Here is a 17,288-nt window from a genome sequence, read left to right as displayed (position 1 = left end):
CGCCGTGTCGGCGCTGTCGCGCTGGGCGGCTTCGGGCAGCGCGGCCATCGCGACACGCGACACCCCGCTCGCGTTCACCGCGCCGGCGGCGCCGAGCGCCGCCCCCGCGGCCGCTCGGGCGAAGAGGTTTCTCCGGGAGATCATCGGTAGGTCCTTTCGAAGCCGCGCGTTCAATGCGCGGCGCCGCCGGCGCCTTCAGGCGCAGCGGCGGTCGAGGAAGAAGAGGCCACGGCCGCGCCATCGCGCACCGGACCGAGCAGGCTCTGCGACAGCGTCGATTCCGCGAGCCAGAAGTCACGCTGCGCGGCCAGCGTCGCGGACACGGCGCGCGCCTGCGCACGGGCGTCGGCCAGCAGGTCCATGACGCCGACCAGCATGCCGTTGTAGCGGAGCAGGGTCTCGTCCGAGACCTGCCTGGCGAGCGGCAGCACCTCGTCGTGATGGCGCCGGGCGATGCGCCAGGCGGCTTCCGCGCGAGTGCGGGCGACGCGTACGTCGGAACGCGCATCGATCGCGACCTGCGCCGTGCGTTCCAGCGATTGACCGTAGGCCTCACGCGCACCGGCGACACGCGCCTGGCCCCAGTCGAACAGCGGCAGTTCGATGCTGAGCTCGATGCCGCGCTGGGTCGGCTCCTCGTTGCTGCTGTTGCGCTGCAGGCCGAGTTCGAGCACGTTGACACGGCCGGTCTGGCGCGTGAGGCCCAGTTGTGCGGCGAGCTGCTCCGATTCGCGCTTCGCCACGACGATGTCGAGCCGTTGCGCGACCGCCTGACGTTCGACATCGTCCGCGGTCCGGAAGTCGGCGGGGACGTCCGGAAGCCGCTCGGGCAGCTTCAGCAGGGCGAGGTCGTCACCCCAGAGGCCGATCGCACGGATCAGCGCCTCGCGATCGCCCGCCGCCTGAAGCTGCGCCTGCTCCATCGCGAGCTGGGATTCGGCCAGCACCGTGCGCTCGCGCGCCAGGCGCAGCGCGCTGACGTTGCCGGCCTGCCGCATCCGCAGCGCGAGCTCGGCGCCGGCCGAGGCCGAATCGAGCACCGTCCGCGCGTGCCGCAATTGCTCCTGCGACGCGACCGCCTGGATCCAGGTCCGGCGCGCCTGCCCGGCGACGTCGAGCAGTTGCTGTGCTACGCGGGCCTGCTCACGTTCGAGGGCGCGGGCGCCGGCATCCTGGCGGGCGCCGCGGCCAAGCAGGCTCAGCAGGTTGAATTCGAGCCCGCGTTCGATCTCCCGCTCATCGCCACGGACGAGCCGGCCGATGTTGAGCACCGGATTCGGCCAGAGCAGCGTCTGCACGCGTTCGGCTTCCGCCATGCCCAGGCCGTACAGCCCGGCCTGCAGACCGCGGTGGTTGAGCAACGCCAGTTGCACCGCGCCCTGAGCGTTGAGCGGCCCCGCCAGCAGCGCGTCGGTGCGCGCACGCGCCGCGGCGCGCTGCTCGTCGGAACGCTGCAACGGCAGCTCGGCGCCGAGCCAGTCGCGGCTCTTCTGCTGAACAGGCGCGGCGGCCTGCTCGGGCGACAGCGAGGCGCAGGCCGACAGCATCGCCAATGCCGCCAGCGCGGTCAGCAGACGGACAGGCGCAAGTCGAGGGTTCGTTGTGGAGGACATCGGCGCTCCTCAATGGTGGTGATGCGCGCCGGCCGGCGCCGAAGCCGCCTGGCTCTCGCGCAGCAGCGCGCGCCATCCGCCGGCGTCGAGCACGCGACGGTTGGCTTGACGCCAGTCGCCGACACCGGGATCGACGACCGCGGCGCTCGATGCGGGCGCGGGAGGCTTGGGCCGCGGCGCGGCGGAAGTCAGGCGCGCATCGGCGGGATCGGGCGGCGCGGCCGTGGCGGCGCCCAGGCACATCGCCAGCGCGAGTGCGGGAATGAAACGAGAAGACATGGCGTCCTCGCTGATGAACAGGATGGCGGCCGATCCGCTGCAGAGGCGCAAGCGGACGACGGTGCGTACGGCGGCTCGTCCGGGACGAGCGCCGGCGTTCAGGCGAGGAAGGCTTTGGGCGGCCGCTCAAGCGGCTGGGGAGACTGCTCGGGCGCGCCATGGGCGTCGAGCGAGGGGGCGGCATCGCGCAGGTCGTGCGCGGCTGGCGTCAGGGACGCGATCGGCATCGCGGCGCCGATGCAGCACTGCAGGCAGATGCCGCAATGGTGGTCGGAGGGGGTCGCATGATCCGCGCCATCGTCGTGCGACGCGCCGGGGTCCATCGCCGCCATGCCGGCGTGATCCATGCTGGACATGTCGTGCGACATCCCGTTCATGCCGGACATGTCATGCGCCATGTCCTGGCAATCGCTCGGCATCGTCATCGCGACGGCGCCCGCGTTCGACGACATCAGCGCCATGCCGATGCCCATCGTCGCGGCCAGCGCGCCCTGCAGCGGCAGGGTCAGGCTCAGCAGGGCGAGCACCAGCCAGCGACTCCAGAGGAGCCGGCGCGGACCGGGTGCGTTCGGGCGGGACATGGGGCCTGAGTGTAGGCGAGACGGAAAAGGGCCGCTCACGCGGCCCTTCGGAGAATCCGTCGACCGATCCCTGCGGACCGGCGGCGGCGATCAGTCCTCGTTCTTGAACACGAGCTTGACCTCGTGCGTTTCCTTCTGGCCGCTCGGCTCGAACTTCCAGTCCATCAGCGCGCGGGTCACGGCCTTGTCGAAGACCTTGCGCGGTTCGGCTTCCAGGATCTCGACGCCCGAGACCTTGCCGTCCGGCTCGATGTTCATCTTGGCGCGCACGGATCCTTGCGAGATCGACTGGCGGGCGGCCTCGGCCGGGAACTCCGGCGGCACCTTCTTGACGATCTTCGGGGTGGCGTGGGCACCGGCGGCCAGCACAAGCGCGGCGGCCAGACCCAGCAGGGTGCGGGAAACAGTGGTAGTCAGATGCTTGCTCATTTGGGACCTCGTACGTCTTGGGTGAGGAAAACGGGTTTCCGGTAGGAACTGGGAATTCAGGAAGCGGCGCGCGCGGTGCTGAAGAAGCCCACGGCCTGCACCAGGCGCGAGCTGCTGTCGCGCAGCGAATCGGTCGAGCGGGTCAGCTCATCCACCAGCGTGGTGTTCTGCTGCGTGGCGCGGTCCAGCTCGTTCATCGCGTTGTTCACGACGCCGACGCCGGCCGCCTGCTCCTGGGCCGAGTGCGAGATCTCCTCGATCAGCTGGCCCATGTTGTTGACCTCGTCGACGACCGAGCGGATGGTCGCGCCGGCGTTGTTGACCAGGGCGGTGCCGTTCTCGACCTTGACGGACGATTCCTGGATCAGCACCTTGATCTCCTTGGCGGCCTGCGCCGAGCGCGAAGCCAGCGCACGCACTTCCGAGGCCACCACCGCGAAGCCCTTGCCGTGCTCGCCGGCACGGGCCGCTTCCACGGCGGCGTTCAGCGCCAGGATGTTGGTCTGGAAGGCGATGCCGTCGATGACGCCGATGATGTCGCCGATCTTGCGCGAGCTCGCGCTGATCTCTTCCATCGTCGACACGACCTGGCTCACCACGGTGCCGCCGGCCGAGGCCGACTGGCGCGCCTTGGTCGCGATGCTCGCAGCCTTGCGGGTCAGCTCGCTGGCGCCGTTCAGGTTGGAGGCGATCTGCTCGACCGACGCGGCGGTGTTCTGCAGGCTCTCGGCGGAACGCGCGGTGCGGTCCGACAGGTCCACATTGCTTCCGGCGATCTCGTTGGAGTTCTGGGCCACTTCACCGGCGGCCGAGCTCACGCTGGCGACGACGCCGGACAGCGCGGTCTGCATGTCGCGCATCGCGTGCAGCATCTGCGCCAGTTCGTCGGAGCCCTCGACCTCGATGTGCTGCGACAGGTCGCCGGAGCTGATCGCCTGCGCGGCGTCCTTGGCCTTGCGGGCCGGCACGATGATCGAGCGGGCGATCGTCAGGCCGCCGACGCTGCCGATGACCACGGCGATCAGCACCAGCGCGCCGGTGATGAGGATCGACTGGTTGGCCAGCTTGGCGCCGCCTTCGGCGAGGTCGCGGCCGTTGGCGAACTGCAGGTCGACCAGGCTCTTCAGCGTGTCCTGGTAATCCTTCTGCGCGGGACGCACGTCCTTGATCAGCGCTTCGCGCGCTTCGTCCGGGCTGCCGTCCTGCTGCACCTTCAGGAACTTCGACACCGAGTCGACGAACTTGGTCTGGGCCTCGCGCACCTTGGCGGCGAGTTCCTTGTCCTTCGCGTCGGAGACCTTGCCGTCGAGCTCGGTCAGCTGCTTCTGGCCGTCCTCGAGCGCGGCCGCGATGTCTGCCTTCTGGCGCTTGATGGCGTTGGCGGTGTCCAGCAGCAGCAGGTCGCGCGAGGCGCGGGCGATGACGTTGACGTCGCTCTCCAACGCGTTGGCCAGCGCGATCTTCACCAGGCTGGAATTGGCCGTCGTGCTCAGGTCATGGGAGAGGCGGCTGGCGTTGTGGGCGCCGAAGGCGCCGATCACGACCAGCAGCAGGATCAGCAGCGCGTAGCTCAGCGTCAGACGCTGGCCGATACGCAGGCGGGACAGAAACGACATCGATTCCCTCGCAACGATTGAGTTGTTTGAATGACCGGACCGCAGCGGATCCGCGAGCGCTTGTGGCGCCAGCGGCGTGGTCCGACCATCGGCTTCGGCGCGATCATCGTTGCACTTGAATCGGGGATTGCAGGGCGGGATCAGGGCCCCGTGAATTCTGACGCGGCACTTGCAACTGATTGAAAGCGGTCCGCCGAACCACTTGGCGGGCACTCGGTAGAAGCCCTAATGAGCCGCTGGTCGGGGTTTCACGATTCCTGCACATTCCTGCGCAAGACCCCCGCGCGGACCCTGTACCCGGGCGGTAACCGCGGCGGCCGTCGATCCGCAGGGGTCAGGGCTTGCCCGGTGCCGAGGGCACGGCGCCCGCACCCGCCACAACGTCTGTGTCGACGACCTCGACGCGATTGCGCCCGCCCGCCTTGGCGCGGTACATCGCGGCGTCCGCCCGGCGCAGCGCGTCCTCAACGCCGGGGTCGTTCTCCCGCAGCACGGTCACGCCGATGCTGACGGTGTACGCGATCGACGCCGATCCGCCGTCCTTCAGGTCGACCGCCACAGGCGTGGCGGCGATCCGCTCGCGAAGGCGCTCCGCAAAGCGTCTCGCACCTGGCAGATCCGTGTGGGCAAGCCCGACGACGAACTCCTCTCCGCCAAACCGGCCGGGCAGATCCACGTCGCGCGAAGACGCCTTCAACACCTGCGCCAGCGAGCGGATCACCGCGTCGCCCGCGGCGTGTCCATGACGGTCGTTGACCTGCTTGAAATGGTCGATGTCGAGCATCAGCAGCGCGGACGGGGTCCGGTAACGCCGCACGGTGCGCAGCAGGGCGCGCAGGCCCTCCTCCGTCGCCATGCGATTGGCCAGTCCGGTCAGGCCGTCGGTCCGCGAGCGCTGCTCCAGTTCCGCGTTCACCTGCGCCAACTGCGCCACCAGCGCCTCGGTCGAACGCAGCCAGCGCGACAAGGCCTGGTAGCCGAACTGGGCGACGAACAGCACGATCAGCGTGAAGACCCAGAAGAACACCCAGGCGGTGCTGAGCATCACGCGCGAGGCTTCGTCCAGCTTCGCCCAGTCGTGACTGCCGAGCGCCGTCCGCAACTGCTGAGATCCCAGCCCCAGGCTGACCAGTCCGTAGCCCTGCACCGCCAGCACGATCGCGAACAGCAGTCCCAGTCCCATCGCGCGGCGGCCGCTGGGCGGCGGCGTGAACAGGCCCGCGCGGGCCACGATCCAGCGCGACAGGCGCGGCCAGGTCAGCGCCATCAGCGGTCCGCCGAGCAGCACGCTCTGCAGGAACGCGCCCAGCCACCAGCCCTGCCAGATCGGCAACTGGCGGTACGCGGGGAGGTCGTGGCTGAAGTTCCAGATCAACGCGCCCGAGGAACTGAACACGGCCGCGACGAAGCACAGCGGCACGAAGAACAGCCAGGCCCGCAGGCTGCGCAGCCCGCGCGGCGCGCCGACGGCGCGGTAGCCCAGAGCCAGCACGCCCAGCCCGAGGGGATTGGCGCAGGCGAACAGCGCCGCCCAGGCGACCGACATGCCCGCGGCCCACGCCAGAACGAAGGTCGCCAGCCATGCCGGCACGGCGCCCCAGCGCCAGCCGAAACACAGCGTCCACCACAGGCACAGCGGGATCGGTGGATAGAAGGTCAGGAACGCATCGGCCCCGCCGAGGTCGACCGGGATGCCGGACCACCCCTCCCGGACCGTGGCCAGCCCGAGCAGGACACACGCGACGATCGTCGCGAACCAGCCGCCGAGCACCCAACCCCGCTCCGCCGCCCGGCCTTCGCGCCAGAGCGCCCGGATCGACAGGCTGCCCGGGGTTTCGGGCACCAGATCCGTCGGGCGCTGCAGCGCATCCATCACGCCGCCGGAGGAGAAGGGGCCGAGGGAGGCTCCGGTCGCGCACGCGCGCCGAAGATCGCCGAACCGACGCGCACCATCGTGGCGCCCTCCAGGATCGCGGCGTCCATGTCGGCGCTCATGCCCATGCTGAGCGTGTCCAGGCCCAGATCGAAGTCCCGGTTCAGCGCGGCCGACAGCTCAGCCAGCGCGCGGTGGGGGCGGCGCTGTTCCTCCAGCGTGGCGGCCGGCTCGGGGATCGCCATCAGGCCGCGCAGGCGCAGCGTCGGCAGCGCGGCGACGGCACGGGCGACCTCGGCGACCTCCGCCGGCGCCAGGCCGCTCTTGCTGTCCTCGCCGCTGATGTTGACCTGCAGGCAGACGTTCAGCGGCGGCAGCCCCGGCGGGCGCTGCTCCGCCAGGCGCTGGGCGATCTTGAGGCGGTTCACGCTGTGCACCCAGTCGAAGCGCTCGGCCACGACCCGGGTCTTGTTGCTCTGCAGCGGGCCGATCAGGTGCCATTCGACCCGTCCGCGCAGGTCGGCCAGGGCGTCGATCTTGTCGACCCCCTCCTGGACGTAGTTCTCCCCGAAGCGGCGCTCACCCGCCTCGAAGGCCTCTCGCACATCCGAAGCCGGGAAAGTCTTTGTTACCACCAGCAGCGTGACGCTGTCGACAGGCCGCGACGCCTGCTGGCAAGCCCTCTGAATGCGGCCATGGAGCTGTTGTATGTTCTCGGAGATCGTCGCCATAATCGCCCACGCTTTTCCTCATCCCATGGACATCACCCAACTGCTGGCATTCTCGGTCAAGAACAAGGCCTCCGACCTTCACTTGTCCGCCGGGCTGCCCCCCATGATCCGCGTCCATGGCGACGTGCGCCGCATCAACGTCGAGGCCCTCGAGCACCGTCAGGTGCACGACATGGTCTACGACATCATGAGCGACGCCCAGCGCAAGTCCTACGAGGAGACGCTGGAAGTCGACTTCTCGTTCGAGATCCAGGGGCTGGCGCGTTTCCGCGTGAACGCGTTCAACCACAACCGCGGCGCGGGGGCGGTGTTCCGGACCATTCCGAGCAAGATCCTGACCCTCGAGCAGCTGAACTGCCCGAAGGTGTTCACCGAACTCGCGATGAAGCCGCGCGGCATGGTGCTGGTGACGGGGCCGACCGGCTCCGGCAAGAGCACGACGCTGGCCGCGATGGTCAACCACCTCAACGAGAACGAGTACGGCCACATCCTGACCGTCGAGGACCCGATCGAGTTCGTCCACGAATCCAAGAAGTGCCTGGTCAACCAGCGCGAAGTGGGTCCGCAGACGATGAGCTTCTCCAACGCGCTGCGCTCGGCGCTGCGCGAAGACCCGGACTGCATCCTGGTCGGCGAGATGCGGGACCTGGAAACCATCCGCCTGGCGCTGACCGCCGCGGAAACGGGCCACCTGGTCTTCGGCACGCTGCACACCTCGTCGGCCGCCAAGACGGTGGACCGGATCGTCGACGTCTTCCCCGCCGCGGAGAAGGACATGGTCCGCGCCATGCTCTCGGAATCGCTGCAGGCGGTGATCTCGCAGACCCTGTGCAAGACCAAGGACGGCAACGGCCGGGTCGCGGCGCACGAGATCATGCTGGGCACCTCGGCCATCCGGAACCTGATCCGGGAGAACAAGGTCGCGCAGATGTACTCGTCGATCCAGACCGGCAACAACCTGGGCATGCAGACGCTGGACCAGAACCTCACCGAGATGGTCCGCCGCAACATCATCACGCCGGCCGAGGCGCGCGCCAAGGCGAAGATGCCCGAGAACTTCCCCGGCTGAGCGGAACGCGCCCACCACAACGACAAATCGACCGGGCGCGGGCGGACTGAGCGCCGACGCCCCGGCACACAGGACAGGACGCCGCCATGGAACGCGATCAGGCCACCAAGTTCATCAACGACCTGCTTCGCCTGATGGTGTCGCGCAAGGGCTCCGACCTGTTCCTGACGGCGGAGTTCCCGCCTGCGGTGAAGGTCGACGGCAAGGTGACCAAGGTGTCGCCGCAACCGCTGACCGGCCAGCACACGCTGCAGCTGGCGCGGTCCATCATGAACGACAAGCAGGCCGCCGATTTCGAGCGCACCAAGGAGTGCAACTTCGCGATCTCGCCGCAGGGCATCGGGCGCTTCCGGGTCAACGCCTACATCCAGCAGGGCCACGTGGCGCTGGTGCTGCGGACGATTCCGCAGACGCTGCCGACCATCGAGTCGCTGGAGCTGCCCGGCATCCTCAAGGACGTGGTCCAGACCAAGCGCGGGCTGGTGATCCTGGTCGGCGCGACCGGTTCGGGCAAGAGCACCTCGCTGGCGGCGATGGTGGACCACCGCAACCAGACGACCTACGGCCACATCATCACGATCGAGGACCCGGTCGAATTCGTGCACCCGCACAAGAACTGCATCGTCAGCCAGCGCGAGGTCGGCCTCGACACCGAAGGCTGGGAGCAGGCGCTGAAGAACACCCTGCGCCAGGCGCCGGACGTGATCCTGATGGGTGAGATCCGCGACCGCGAGACGATGGAACACGCGGTGGCCTTCGCCGAGACCGGTCACCTGTGCATGGCCACGCTGCACGCCAACAGCGCCAACCAGGCGCTGGACCGGATCATCAACTTCTTCCCGGAAGAGCGGCGCGCGCAGCTGCTGATGGACTTGTCGCTCAACCTGAAGGCGCTGGTGTCGCAGCGGCTGCTGCCGCGCCAGGAGGGCAAGGGCCGGGTGGCGGCGGTCGAGATCCTGCTGAACACCCCGCTGATCAGCGACCTGATCTTCAAGGGCGAGGTGGGCGAGATCAAGGAGATCATGAAGCGCTCGCGCGAGCTCGGCATGCAGACCTTCGACCAGGCGCTGTTCGACCTCTACGAGATGGGCAAGGTGACCTACGAGGACGCGCTGCGCAACGCCGACTCGGTCAACGACCTGCGCCTGCAGATCAAGCTCAACAGCGAGCGGGCGCGTAGCGGCGATCTGTCGTCGGGCACCGAGCATCTGACCATCGTTTAAGCGCAATGCCGCGGCGACGCGGGGCGCACAGGGCATCACTGCGAAGGAGCCACAATCGTCAGGTCTTCAACACCTCGCGACAGGTCCTTCCATGAGCAGCATCGGCCAGCGTTCCTACGAATCGACTCCGTCCCTCCGCGTGTCCTTCCTGGGGCTCGGCGTGATGGGCTTCCCGATGGCGGGCCATCTGGCCAAGGCCGGTCAGCAGGTCACGGTCTACAACCGGTCGCCTGCGAAGGCCCAGGCCTGGACCTCGGAGTTCGGCGGCCAGTCCGCCGCGACGCCGCGCGAGGCGGCCAAGGACGCGGACATCGTCTTCTGCTGCGTCGGCAATGACGCCGACCTGCGCTCGGTCGTGCTGGGCGCCGACGGCGCCTTCGCCGGCATGAAGCCGGGCGCGGTCTTCGTCGACCACACGACCGCCTCGGCCGAGGTCGCGCGCGAACTCGCCGCTGAAGCGCAGAAGCTCGGCCTGCACTTCATCGATGCGCCGGTCTCCGGCGGTCAGGCCGGCGCGGTCAACGGCGCGCTGACGGTCATGTGCGGCGGCGATGAAGCGGTCTTCGACAAGATCCGCCCGTATGCCATCCACTTCGCCAAGGCGGTCACCCGCGTGGGCGACGCCGGCGCGGGACAGCTCGCCAAGATGGTCAACCAGATCTGCATCGCGGGCATCGTCCAAGGACTGTCGGAAGCCATCGCCTTCGGTCAGAAGAGCGGCCTGCCGATGGCGCTGGTGCTCGACGTCATCGGCAAAGGCGCCGCCCAGAGCTGGCAGATGGACAACCGCGGCAAGACCATGGTCGAAGACAAGTTCGACTTCGGCTTCGCCGTGGACTGGATGCGCAAGGACCTCGGACTCGTGCTCGATGAAGCGCGTCGCAACGGCGCCCGCGTGCCGGTGACCGCGCTGGTCGACCAGTTCTATGCGGATGTGCAGGAAATGGGTGGGAACCGCTTCGATACGTCGAGTCTGATCAAGCGGCTGCGCTGATCGTCAGGACGCCGTCGGTCGGATCGCCAAGCGCGGGCTCTCCACGACGCAAGGGGCATCCCTCCGGGAACCCCTCGCATCATTCCGGCCCCACAGTCACTGGCTGACCACGGCTCCGCTCGATACCCCGCCGCCCAGCACCTTGTATAGCTGCACCTGGTTCTGCAATTGCGCCAGGCGCACCTGCAGTGCCGCCTGCTGCGCGGCGAAGGTCGCGCGTTGCGCGTCCAGCAGATCGAGGCTCGACGCCGCACCGTTGCGGAAGCTCAGGTCGACCAGCTCCAGCCGCGTCGCTTCCGCCGCCGCCTGCGCATCCTGCGCGCGCAGCTGCTCATCGAGCGTCGCGCGGCCGGCCAATGCATCGGCCACTTCGCGGAACGCCGTCTGCACGACCTTCTCGTACTGCGCGACCGCGATCTCGCGGTTGGCCTTGGCCGCGTCGACGTTGTTGCGCACGCGCCCCGCGTCGAAGATCGGCATCAGCGCCGAACCGGCGATGCTCCAGGCACTCTGGCTGAACAGGTCACGCAGCGCGCTGCTCGCCGTGCCCACGCTGCTCGTCAGCGTGATGCTCGGGAAGTAGGCCGCCCGCGCGACACCGATGTTGGCCTCCGCCGCCACCAGCTGCTGCTCGGCCTGGACCACGTCAGGTCGGCCCACCAGCACTTGCGACGGCATGCCCGCCAGCAGCGCACCCATTGTCTGGTCGCTCAGCGGCCTGGACTGCGGCAGCGAGTCCGGCACGCCCTGCCCCACCAGCAGCGTCAACGCGTTCAGGTCCTGCTGCCGTGTGCGCTCGGCTTGCGCCAGCGTGGCACGCGCCGCTTCGTACGACGACTTCGCGGTGCTCAGGTCCAGGTTGGACGCCGCGCCGTTGTCGAACTTCAGCTGCATCAGCTTCAGGCTGTCCTCGCGCGTGGCCAGCGTCTGGCGCGTCAGCGCCAGCAGTTCCTCGTCGGCCTGGACCGCCAGGTAGGCCGACGCGACGCCGGCCACCAGGCTGATCTGCGCGGAACGCGCCGCCTCGCCCGTGGCCAGGTACTGCGCGAAGGACGCGGCGCTCTGGTTCTTGACGCGGCTGAACAGGTCGATCTCGTACGAGGTGATCTGCAGGCCCGCCTGGTAGGCGTTGACGATGCGGCTGTCGCCGTTCGCCGTGGTCTGCGGTCCGCGCGAGGCCGAGAAGCCGGCGTTGACCGTCGGCCACCGGTTCGCCGCCGTGACATTGGCCTGCGCCCGCGCCACGTCGACATTCAGCAGCGCGATGCGCAGGTCGCGGTTGTTCTTCAGTGCGAGATCGATCAGCTGCTTGAGCCGTTCGTCGCGGAAGAACTGCTGCCATTGCAGCTCGGTCGCGGCCTTGGCGTCGGTCGCCTCGGCGCCCGGGCCTTGCGGCCACTGCGGCGCCACCGGCGCGTCCGGGCGCTGGTGGTCGGGCGCGAGGTTCACACAGCCGGTCAGCAGCGCCACGGTCGCGGCCGCCGCGGCCAACACGGAAAGTTTGCTTGTCATCATCTTCAGACTCCGTCCGCGTTCTTGGCGGCCGCGATGGCCTTGGTCGGATCCGGTCCGTCCAGTTCGTGGGCGTAGAGCTTGTTCTGGCGCTCGCTGCCCTTGAAGAAGCGGCGCACGACCAGGAAGAACACCGGCACGAAGATCACCGCCAGCAAGGTCGCGGTGACCATGCCCGACAGCACGCCGGTGCCGATCGCGCGCTGGCTCGCCGAGCCCGCGCCGCTGGCGAAGAACAGCGGCGTCACGCCCAGGATGAAGGCCATCGAGGTCATGATGATGGGACGGAAGCGCAGGTGCGCCGCCTCCAGCACCGACTCGACCAGCCCCTTGCCCTGCGCCTGCAGGTCCTTGGCGAACTCGATGATCAGGATCGCGTTCTTCGCCGACAGGCCGATGATGGTGATCAGGCCGACCTTGAAGTACACGTCGTTGGGCATGCCGCGCAACGTCGCCCCGGCCAGTGCGCCCAGCAGGCCCAGCGGGACCACCAGCAGCACCGACAGCGGGATGGACCAGCTCTCGTACAACGCGGCCAGGCAGAGGAACACCGCCAGCAGCGAGAACGCCAGCAGGATGCCCGCCTGCGAGCCGGACAGCTTCTCCTCGCGGGACAGGCTGGTCCATTCGTAGCCGATGCCCGGCGGGAGCTGCTGGATCATGGTCTCCAGCTCCTTCATCGCCTGGCCCGTCGAGGCGCCCGGCGCCGCATCGCCGGCCAGGCGCATCGCCGGATAGCCGTTGTAGCGGGTGGCCTGCATCTGGCCGGTGATCCAGTGGCTGGACGCGAAGGCCGACAGCGGCACGTTGGCGCCCTGCGCGTTCGTGACGTTGATGGACAGGATGTCCTCGGGCGACATGCGCTTGGGCGCGTCGGCCTGCACCACGACGCGCTGCATGCGGCCGCTGCTCGGGAAGTCGTTGACGTAGGTCGAGCCCAGCTGGATGCCCAGCGTGCGCGCGATCGTGTCGTAGCCGACGCCCAGCGCCTGCGCCTTCTCGCGGTCGATGTCGATCTGCAGCTGCGGCGCGTCTTCCAGACCGTCCGGACGCATGCCGGTGATGATCTTGCTCTTCTGCGCCATGCCCATCAGCTGGTTGCGCGCGTTGAGCAGCGCCTCGTGGCCGAGACCGCCGCGGTCCTGCAGACGCAGCGCGAAGCCGGTGGCCGTGCCCAGTTCCGGGATCGGGGGCGGCGACAGCGGGAAGATGAACGCGTCGCGCACCCCCACCATCATCGCGCCCATCACGCGGCCGGCCAGCGCCTGCGCGCTGTGCTCCTTGCCGCCGCGCTCCTCCCACGGCTTCAGCGGCACGAACACCAGCGCGGCGTTCTGCCCCTGACCCGAGAAGGAGAAGCCGATCACGCCGATGGTGTCGGCCACTTCCGGCTGCTTGTGCAGGAAGTTCTCGACGGCGGCGACGGCCTGCTCGGTCCGGTTGGACGTCGCGCCCGGCGGCAGCTGCACATTGACGATCAGGTAGCCCTGGTCTTCGTTGGGCAGGAAGGACGTCGGCATGCGGATGTACAGCCAGCCCACGACGGCCACGATCGCGGCGAAGGCCACCATCATGCTGCCGCTGCGCTTGAGCAGCTTGGACACCCAACCTTCGTAGCCCTTGGCGGTGCGCGAGAAGCCGCGGTTGAACCAGCCGAAGAAGCCGCGCTTCTCGTGGTGGTGGCCGGCCTCGACCGGCTTGAGCAGCGTCGCGCACAGCGCCGGCGTCAGCGACAGCGCCATCAGCGCCGACAGCGCCATCGACGCCACCATCGCCAGCGAGAACTGGCGGTAGATGTTGCCCACCGAGCCCGAGAAGAAGGCCATCGGCACGAACACCGCGATCAGCACCGTGGTGATGCCGATGATGGCGCCCGAGATCTGGCCCATCGCCTTCTTGGTCGCTTCACGAGGACTCAGGCCCTCCTCGCTCATGATGCGCTCGACGTTCTCGACGACCACGATCGCGTCGTCGACCAGGATGCCGATCGCCAGCACCATGCCGAACAGCGTCAGCACGTTGATCGAGAAGCCCAGCGCCAGCATGATCCCGAAGGTCCCCAGCAGCGCCACCGGCACCACCAGCGTCGGGATCAGCGTGTAGCGCCAGTCCTGCAGGAACAGGTACATCACCAGGAACACCAGCACGATCGCCTCGATCAGCGTCTCGACCACCTGGGAGATCGAGATCTTCACGAACTTCGACGAGTCGTACGGGACGGTGTAGACCACGCCGGCGGGGAAGAACTTCTTCAGTTCCTCCATGCGCTGCTTGATCGCGTTGGCGGTGCCCAGCGCATTGCCGGTCGGCGACAGCTGCACGCCGATGCCGGTGGACGGCTGGCCGTTCAGTCGCGTGTAGGTGGCGTAGCTCTGGCCGCCCAGCTCGATGCGGGCGACGTCCTTCAGCAGCACCTTGGAGCCGTCGGTGTTGGCGCGCAGCACGATCTTCTCGAACTGCGCCTTGTCCTCGAGCTGGCCCTTGACCACGATGGTCGCGGACATGGTCTGGCTGGTCGTGTTCGGGCGGTCGCCCAGCACGCCGGCCGGCACCAGCGCGTTCTGCGCGCCGACCGCGGCGCTCACCTCCGCGGGGCTGAGGTTGTACGACTGCATCTTGGCCGGATCCAGCCAGATGCGCATCGCGCGCTCGGAACCGAACAGCTGCGCCTGGCCGACGCCGGGGATGCGCTGGATTTCAGGGACGATGTTGCGGGCGGCGTAGTCGCCCAGCGCGATCGGGTCCATCGAGCCGTCCTTGGACGCCATCGTCACGAACAGCAGGAAGTTGGAGCGCGACTTGTCGACGCGCACGCCCTGCTGCGTGACCGCCGCCGGCAGGCGCGGCGTGGCGCGCGAGAGGCGGTTCTGGATCTCGACCTGCGCCAGGTCGATGTTGGTGCCCGATTCGAAGGTCACCGTGATCGAGCCGGTGCCGTTGGCCTGGCTGATCGATTCCATGTAGGCCAGGCCGGGCGCGCCGTTGAGCTCCTGCTCGATGACGGAAACGACCGCCTCGTCCAGGGTCTTGGCTGACGCGCCGGGATACGCCACCGAGATCACCAGCGAAGGCGGCGCCACGGTCGGGTACTGCGCCACCGGCAGCTGGGTGATCGCCACCCCGCCGAAGACCAGGATGAACAAGGCGATCACCCACGCGAAGATGGGGCGATCAATGAAGAAACGTGCCATGTCTTGGATCCTTCCTGAGCGTCAGGCGCTCAGCGGCTCGCCGCGGCCGAGGCCGAGGGAGCTGCGCCGGAGGCGGCACCGGACGCGGCGCTCGCCGGGTTGAACGGCACCGGATTCACCGGTGCGCCCGGCACGAACATCTTCTGGAAGCCGTCGGCGATGACCTTCTCGCCGGCCTTCAGGCCGTCGAGCACCACCCACTGGTTGCCGATCGCATTGCCGATCTTGACCTTGCGCGGCGCGGGCTTGTTGTCGGGACCGACCACCAGCACCGTGTCGCCGGTCGAGCCGCGCGTCACCGCCTGCTGCGGCAGCAGGATGGCCGACGGCAGTTCCGCCTGCGCCACGCGCACGCGGACGTACTGGCCGGGCAGCAGGGCGTTGTCGGGGTTGGGCACTTCAGCGCGCAGCGTGACCTGGCCCGAGGTCGGGTCGACCGTCAGGTCGGTGAACAGCAGCTTGCCGGTGCGCGGCAGCACGGCGCCGTCGTCGCCGACGATCTCCACCTGCGCGGCATTGGCGCCGGCACTGCGCAGCTGGCCGGCGGCCAGCGCGCGGCGCATCGCCTGCACCTCGTTGGCCGACTGCGTGAAGTTCACGTAGACGCTGCTGACCTGCTGGATCAGCGCCAGCTGCGTGGCATCCGCGGCGCCGACCAGCGCGCCTTCCGTCACCAGCGCGCGGCCGATGCGGCCGGCGATTGGGGCGTAGACATGCGCGTAGTCCAGGCTCAGCTTGGCCGTCACCGCGGCGGCCTTGGCGGCGGCCACGTCAGCCGCGGCGGCCTTGGCGGTCGCGACCGAGGTGATGTATTCCTGCTGGCTGATCGCCTTGGCGTCGGCCAGCGGCTTGTTGCGCGCGGCCTGCGCGGCAGCCTGGGCTTCATTCGCCTGCGCCTTGGCCACGTTGGCGTTGGCGCTGTCGAGCTGGGCCTGGTACGGCGCCGGGTCGATCAGGAACAGCGCCTGGCCGGCCTTCACTTCGGAGCCTTCGGTGAACAGGCGCTTCAGGATCACGCCGTTGACGCGGGCGCGGACCTGCGCGGTGCGCAGCGCCTCGACCCGGCCCGGCAGCTCGGTCTGCAGCGCGACCGCCTGCTGACCCACCGTCACCACGCCCACGTTGGCCGGCGGCATGCCGCCGCCAGGGGCCCCCGCGGCCTTCTCGTCCTTGCCGCACGCGGTCAGCACCGCGGCGAGCGAGATCACCAGCGGCAACAGATAAAGCATGCGCTCGCCGGCCTTCAGGCTCGGGCGCGTTGCTTTCGTCAGAGGGGTAGACATCACGATGGGATTCCTCTCGCAGTACAGATTCGAAGTGCAGATTCGCAGATTGGGGTCGGCCCGGCCTGGACAGCCGCGCGGACGGGGCAAACCGCGACCCTCGCCCTGGCGCTTCTGCCACGACGTACGGCATCGGTACGGTTCGACCAAAGTCGCGCAGTATATACATACATTCATGCATGTATGTTTCTGCCGTGTGCTTCTACAATCGACGCATGGCCCGCCGCACCAAACAAGAAGCCCAGGAAACCCGCGCCCGTCTGCTCGACGCCGCGGAACAGCTGTTCCATGAGCGCGGCGTCTCCCGCACCTCGCTGCAGGACATCGCGCAGGCCGCCGGCGTGACCCGCGGTGCCGTGTACTGGCACTTCGAGGACAAGGTCCAGCTCTTCAACGCGATGATGGAACGCGCCACCATGCCGCTGGAGGAGGACTTCGAGGCATCGGTGTCGCCCGGGCCGGACCGTCCATTGGACGATCTGCGGCTGAGATTGATGAACGTCATGCATTGCGCGGCGTTCAATGCCCGCACACGCCGCGCTTTCGAGATCGCCAACCTGCGCGTGGAATTCGTCGGGGAGATGGCGTCGATCCGCGGCCGCAAGGTCGCCGCCCACCGGGAGTGGACCGACCACAACCGCGAGGCCTTCGAGCGCGCCAAGTCGCTCGGCCAACTGCCTCCGGACGTCGACGCCCACCAGGCCGCCATCGGGCTGATGGCGCTGATCGGGGGCCTGCTGCATCACTGGATCCTGGATCCGGAGGCCTTCGACCTGATCGTGGTCGGCCAGGCGCGGCTGGAGCATTACCTGTCCTCGCTGACGGTGGTGGTGCCGAACCGCTTCCCGCCGCTGACCGCCGCCGAACGCGGCGCGCTGGGCCGGCAGCCGGTCT

14 protein-coding genes are annotated in these 17,288 nt (G+C 68.7%); 4 read left to right on the top strand and 10 right to left on the bottom strand.

The genetic code is table 11. The features are described 5' to 3' along the window. Positions 1–170 precede the first annotated feature (170 nt). From VF536_RS02225 to VF536_RS02195, 7 genes are all read right to left on the bottom strand, one after another. Complete coding sequence (locus tag VF536_RS02225; protein ID WP_331613153.1) at positions 171–1,613, bottom strand: TolC family protein; 1,443 nt, start codon at positions 1,611–1,613, stop codon at positions 171–173. A gap of 9 nt (positions 1,614–1,622) precedes the next feature. Further along, positions 1,623–1,892 (bottom strand): hypothetical protein, encoded by a 270-nt coding sequence (locus VF536_RS02220; RefSeq protein ID WP_331613152.1) that lies wholly within the window; start codon positions 1,890–1,892, stop codon positions 1,623–1,625. A gap of 98 nt (positions 1,893–1,990) precedes the next feature. Beyond that, complete coding sequence (locus tag VF536_RS02215) at positions 1,991–2,473, bottom strand: hypothetical protein (RefSeq protein ID WP_331613151.1); 483 nt, start codon at positions 2,471–2,473, stop codon at positions 1,991–1,993. Between the two features lie 90 nt (positions 2,474–2,563). After that, positions 2,564–2,902: an energy transducer TonB gene (locus VF536_RS02210; protein ID WP_331613150.1), complete on the bottom strand. Its 339-nt coding sequence runs from the start codon at positions 2,900–2,902 to the stop codon at positions 2,564–2,566. A gap of 56 nt (positions 2,903–2,958) precedes the next feature. After that, positions 2,959–4,518: a methyl-accepting chemotaxis protein gene (locus VF536_RS02205; RefSeq protein ID WP_331613149.1), complete on the bottom strand. Its 1,560-nt coding sequence runs from the start codon at positions 4,516–4,518 to the stop codon at positions 2,959–2,961. 334 nt (positions 4,519–4,852) lie between these two features. Continuing rightward, entirely contained in the window at positions 4,853–6,391 is a 1,539-nt protein-coding gene (locus VF536_RS02200) for a diguanylate cyclase (protein WP_331613148.1), read from the bottom strand. Then, positions 6,391–7,122, bottom strand: coding sequence for a YggS family pyridoxal phosphate-dependent enzyme (locus VF536_RS02195; protein WP_331613147.1), 732 nt, complete (start codon positions 7,120–7,122; stop codon positions 6,391–6,393). The genes VF536_RS02200 and VF536_RS02195 overlap by 1 nt, the downstream gene beginning before the upstream one ends. A 25-nt stretch (positions 7,123–7,147) precedes the next feature. On the opposite strand from VF536_RS02195, the gene VF536_RS02190 reads away from it, so the two are divergent. The 3 genes from VF536_RS02190 (at position 7,148) to VF536_RS02180 (ending at position 10,408) form a co-directional block, all read left to right on the top strand. After that, positions 7,148–8,191 (top strand): type IV pilus twitching motility protein PilT, encoded by a 1,044-nt coding sequence (locus VF536_RS02190; RefSeq protein ID WP_331613146.1) that lies wholly within the window; start codon positions 7,148–7,150, stop codon positions 8,189–8,191. 86 nt (positions 8,192–8,277) lie between these two features. Then, positions 8,278–9,414 carry a PilT/PilU family type 4a pilus ATPase gene (locus tag VF536_RS02185; RefSeq protein ID WP_331613145.1) on the top strand — a complete coding sequence of 379 codons (1,137 nt, stop codon included), beginning with the start codon at positions 8,278–8,280 and terminating at the stop codon, positions 9,412–9,414. 91 nt (positions 9,415–9,505) lie between these two features. After that, a complete protein-coding gene (locus VF536_RS02180) occupies positions 9,506–10,408 on the top strand; it encodes an NAD(P)-dependent oxidoreductase (RefSeq protein ID WP_331613144.1) in 903 nt (300 codons plus the stop codon). A gap of 96 nt (positions 10,409–10,504) precedes the next feature. Here VF536_RS02180 and VF536_RS02175 read toward each other — a convergent pair whose 3' ends face one another. Genes VF536_RS02175 through VF536_RS02165 form a run of 3 tightly spaced genes read right to left on the bottom strand, consistent with a single transcriptional unit; the run spans position 10,505 to position 16,394 of the window. After that, the gene (locus tag VF536_RS02175) at positions 10,505–11,923 is read right to left on the bottom strand and encodes an efflux transporter outer membrane subunit (protein WP_331613143.1); all 1,419 of its coding nucleotides are present in this window, start codon (positions 11,921–11,923) and stop codon (positions 10,505–10,507) included. Between the two features lie 2 nt (positions 11,924–11,925). Further along, on the bottom strand, positions 11,926–15,111 hold the full coding sequence (locus VF536_RS02170; RefSeq protein ID WP_331613142.1) for an efflux RND transporter permease subunit: 3,186 nt from the start codon (positions 15,109–15,111) through the stop codon (positions 11,926–11,928). 29 nt (positions 15,112–15,140) lie between these two features. Further along, positions 15,141–16,394 carry an efflux RND transporter periplasmic adaptor subunit gene (locus tag VF536_RS02165; RefSeq protein ID WP_414710260.1) on the bottom strand — a complete coding sequence of 418 codons (1,254 nt, stop codon included), beginning with the start codon at positions 16,392–16,394 and terminating at the stop codon, positions 15,141–15,143. Between the two features lie 215 nt (positions 16,395–16,609). On the opposite strand from VF536_RS02165, the gene VF536_RS02160 reads away from it, so the two are divergent. Further along, the coding region (locus VF536_RS02160) for a TetR family transcriptional regulator (RefSeq protein WP_331613141.1) at positions 16,610–17,288 on the top strand (679 nt) is incomplete at its 3' end.

It is taken from the genome of Roseateles sp. (genome assembly GCF_036486225.1).
In the GTDB taxonomy this organism is placed as follows: Bacteria; Pseudomonadota; Gammaproteobacteria; order Burkholderiales; family Burkholderiaceae_C; genus Roseateles.
The sequence above is the reverse complement of the archived record's forward strand: the minus strand, read 5'-3'. Positions and strand labels throughout refer to the sequence as shown.

Bases quoted from the DNA above. Each gene is read 5' to 3' on its own strand.
- VF536_RS02225 (WP_331613153.1), bottom strand. From the start codon at position 1,613: ATGTCCTCCACAACGAACCCTCGACTTGCGCCTGTCCGTCTGCTGACC.
- VF536_RS02220 (WP_331613152.1), bottom strand. From the start codon at position 1,892: ATGTCTTCTCGTTTCATTCCCGCACTCGCGCTGGCGATGTGCCTGGGC.
- VF536_RS02215 (WP_331613151.1), bottom strand. From the start codon at position 2,473: ATGTCCCGCCCGAACGCACCCGGTCCGCGCCGGCTCCTCTGGAGTCGC.
- VF536_RS02210 (WP_331613150.1), bottom strand. From the start codon at position 2,902: ATGAGCAAGCATCTGACTACCACTGTTTCCCGCACCCTGCTGGGTCTG.
- VF536_RS02205 (WP_331613149.1), bottom strand. From the start codon at position 4,518: ATGTCGTTTCTGTCCCGCCTGCGTATCGGCCAGCGTCTGACGCTGAGC.
- VF536_RS02200 (WP_331613148.1), bottom strand. From the start codon at position 6,391: ATGGATGCGCTGCAGCGCCCGACGGATCTGGTGCCCGAAACCCCGGGC.
- VF536_RS02195 (WP_331613147.1), bottom strand. From the start codon at position 7,122: ATGGCGACGATCTCCGAGAACATACAACAGCTCCATGGCCGCATTCAG.
- VF536_RS02190 (WP_331613146.1), top strand. From the start codon at position 7,148: ATGGACATCACCCAACTGCTGGCATTCTCGGTCAAGAACAAGGCCTCC.
- VF536_RS02185 (WP_331613145.1), top strand. From the start codon at position 8,278: ATGGAACGCGATCAGGCCACCAAGTTCATCAACGACCTGCTTCGCCTG.
- VF536_RS02180 (WP_331613144.1), top strand. From the start codon at position 9,506: ATGAGCAGCATCGGCCAGCGTTCCTACGAATCGACTCCGTCCCTCCGC.
- VF536_RS02175 (WP_331613143.1), bottom strand. From the start codon at position 11,923: ATGATGACAAGCAAACTTTCCGTGTTGGCCGCGGCGGCCGCGACCGTG.
- VF536_RS02170 (WP_331613142.1), bottom strand. From the start codon at position 15,111: ATGGCACGTTTCTTCATTGATCGCCCCATCTTCGCGTGGGTGATCGCC.
- VF536_RS02165 (WP_414710260.1), bottom strand. From the start codon at position 16,394: ATGTCTACCCCTCTGACGAAAGCAACGCGCCCGAGCCTGAAGGCCGGC.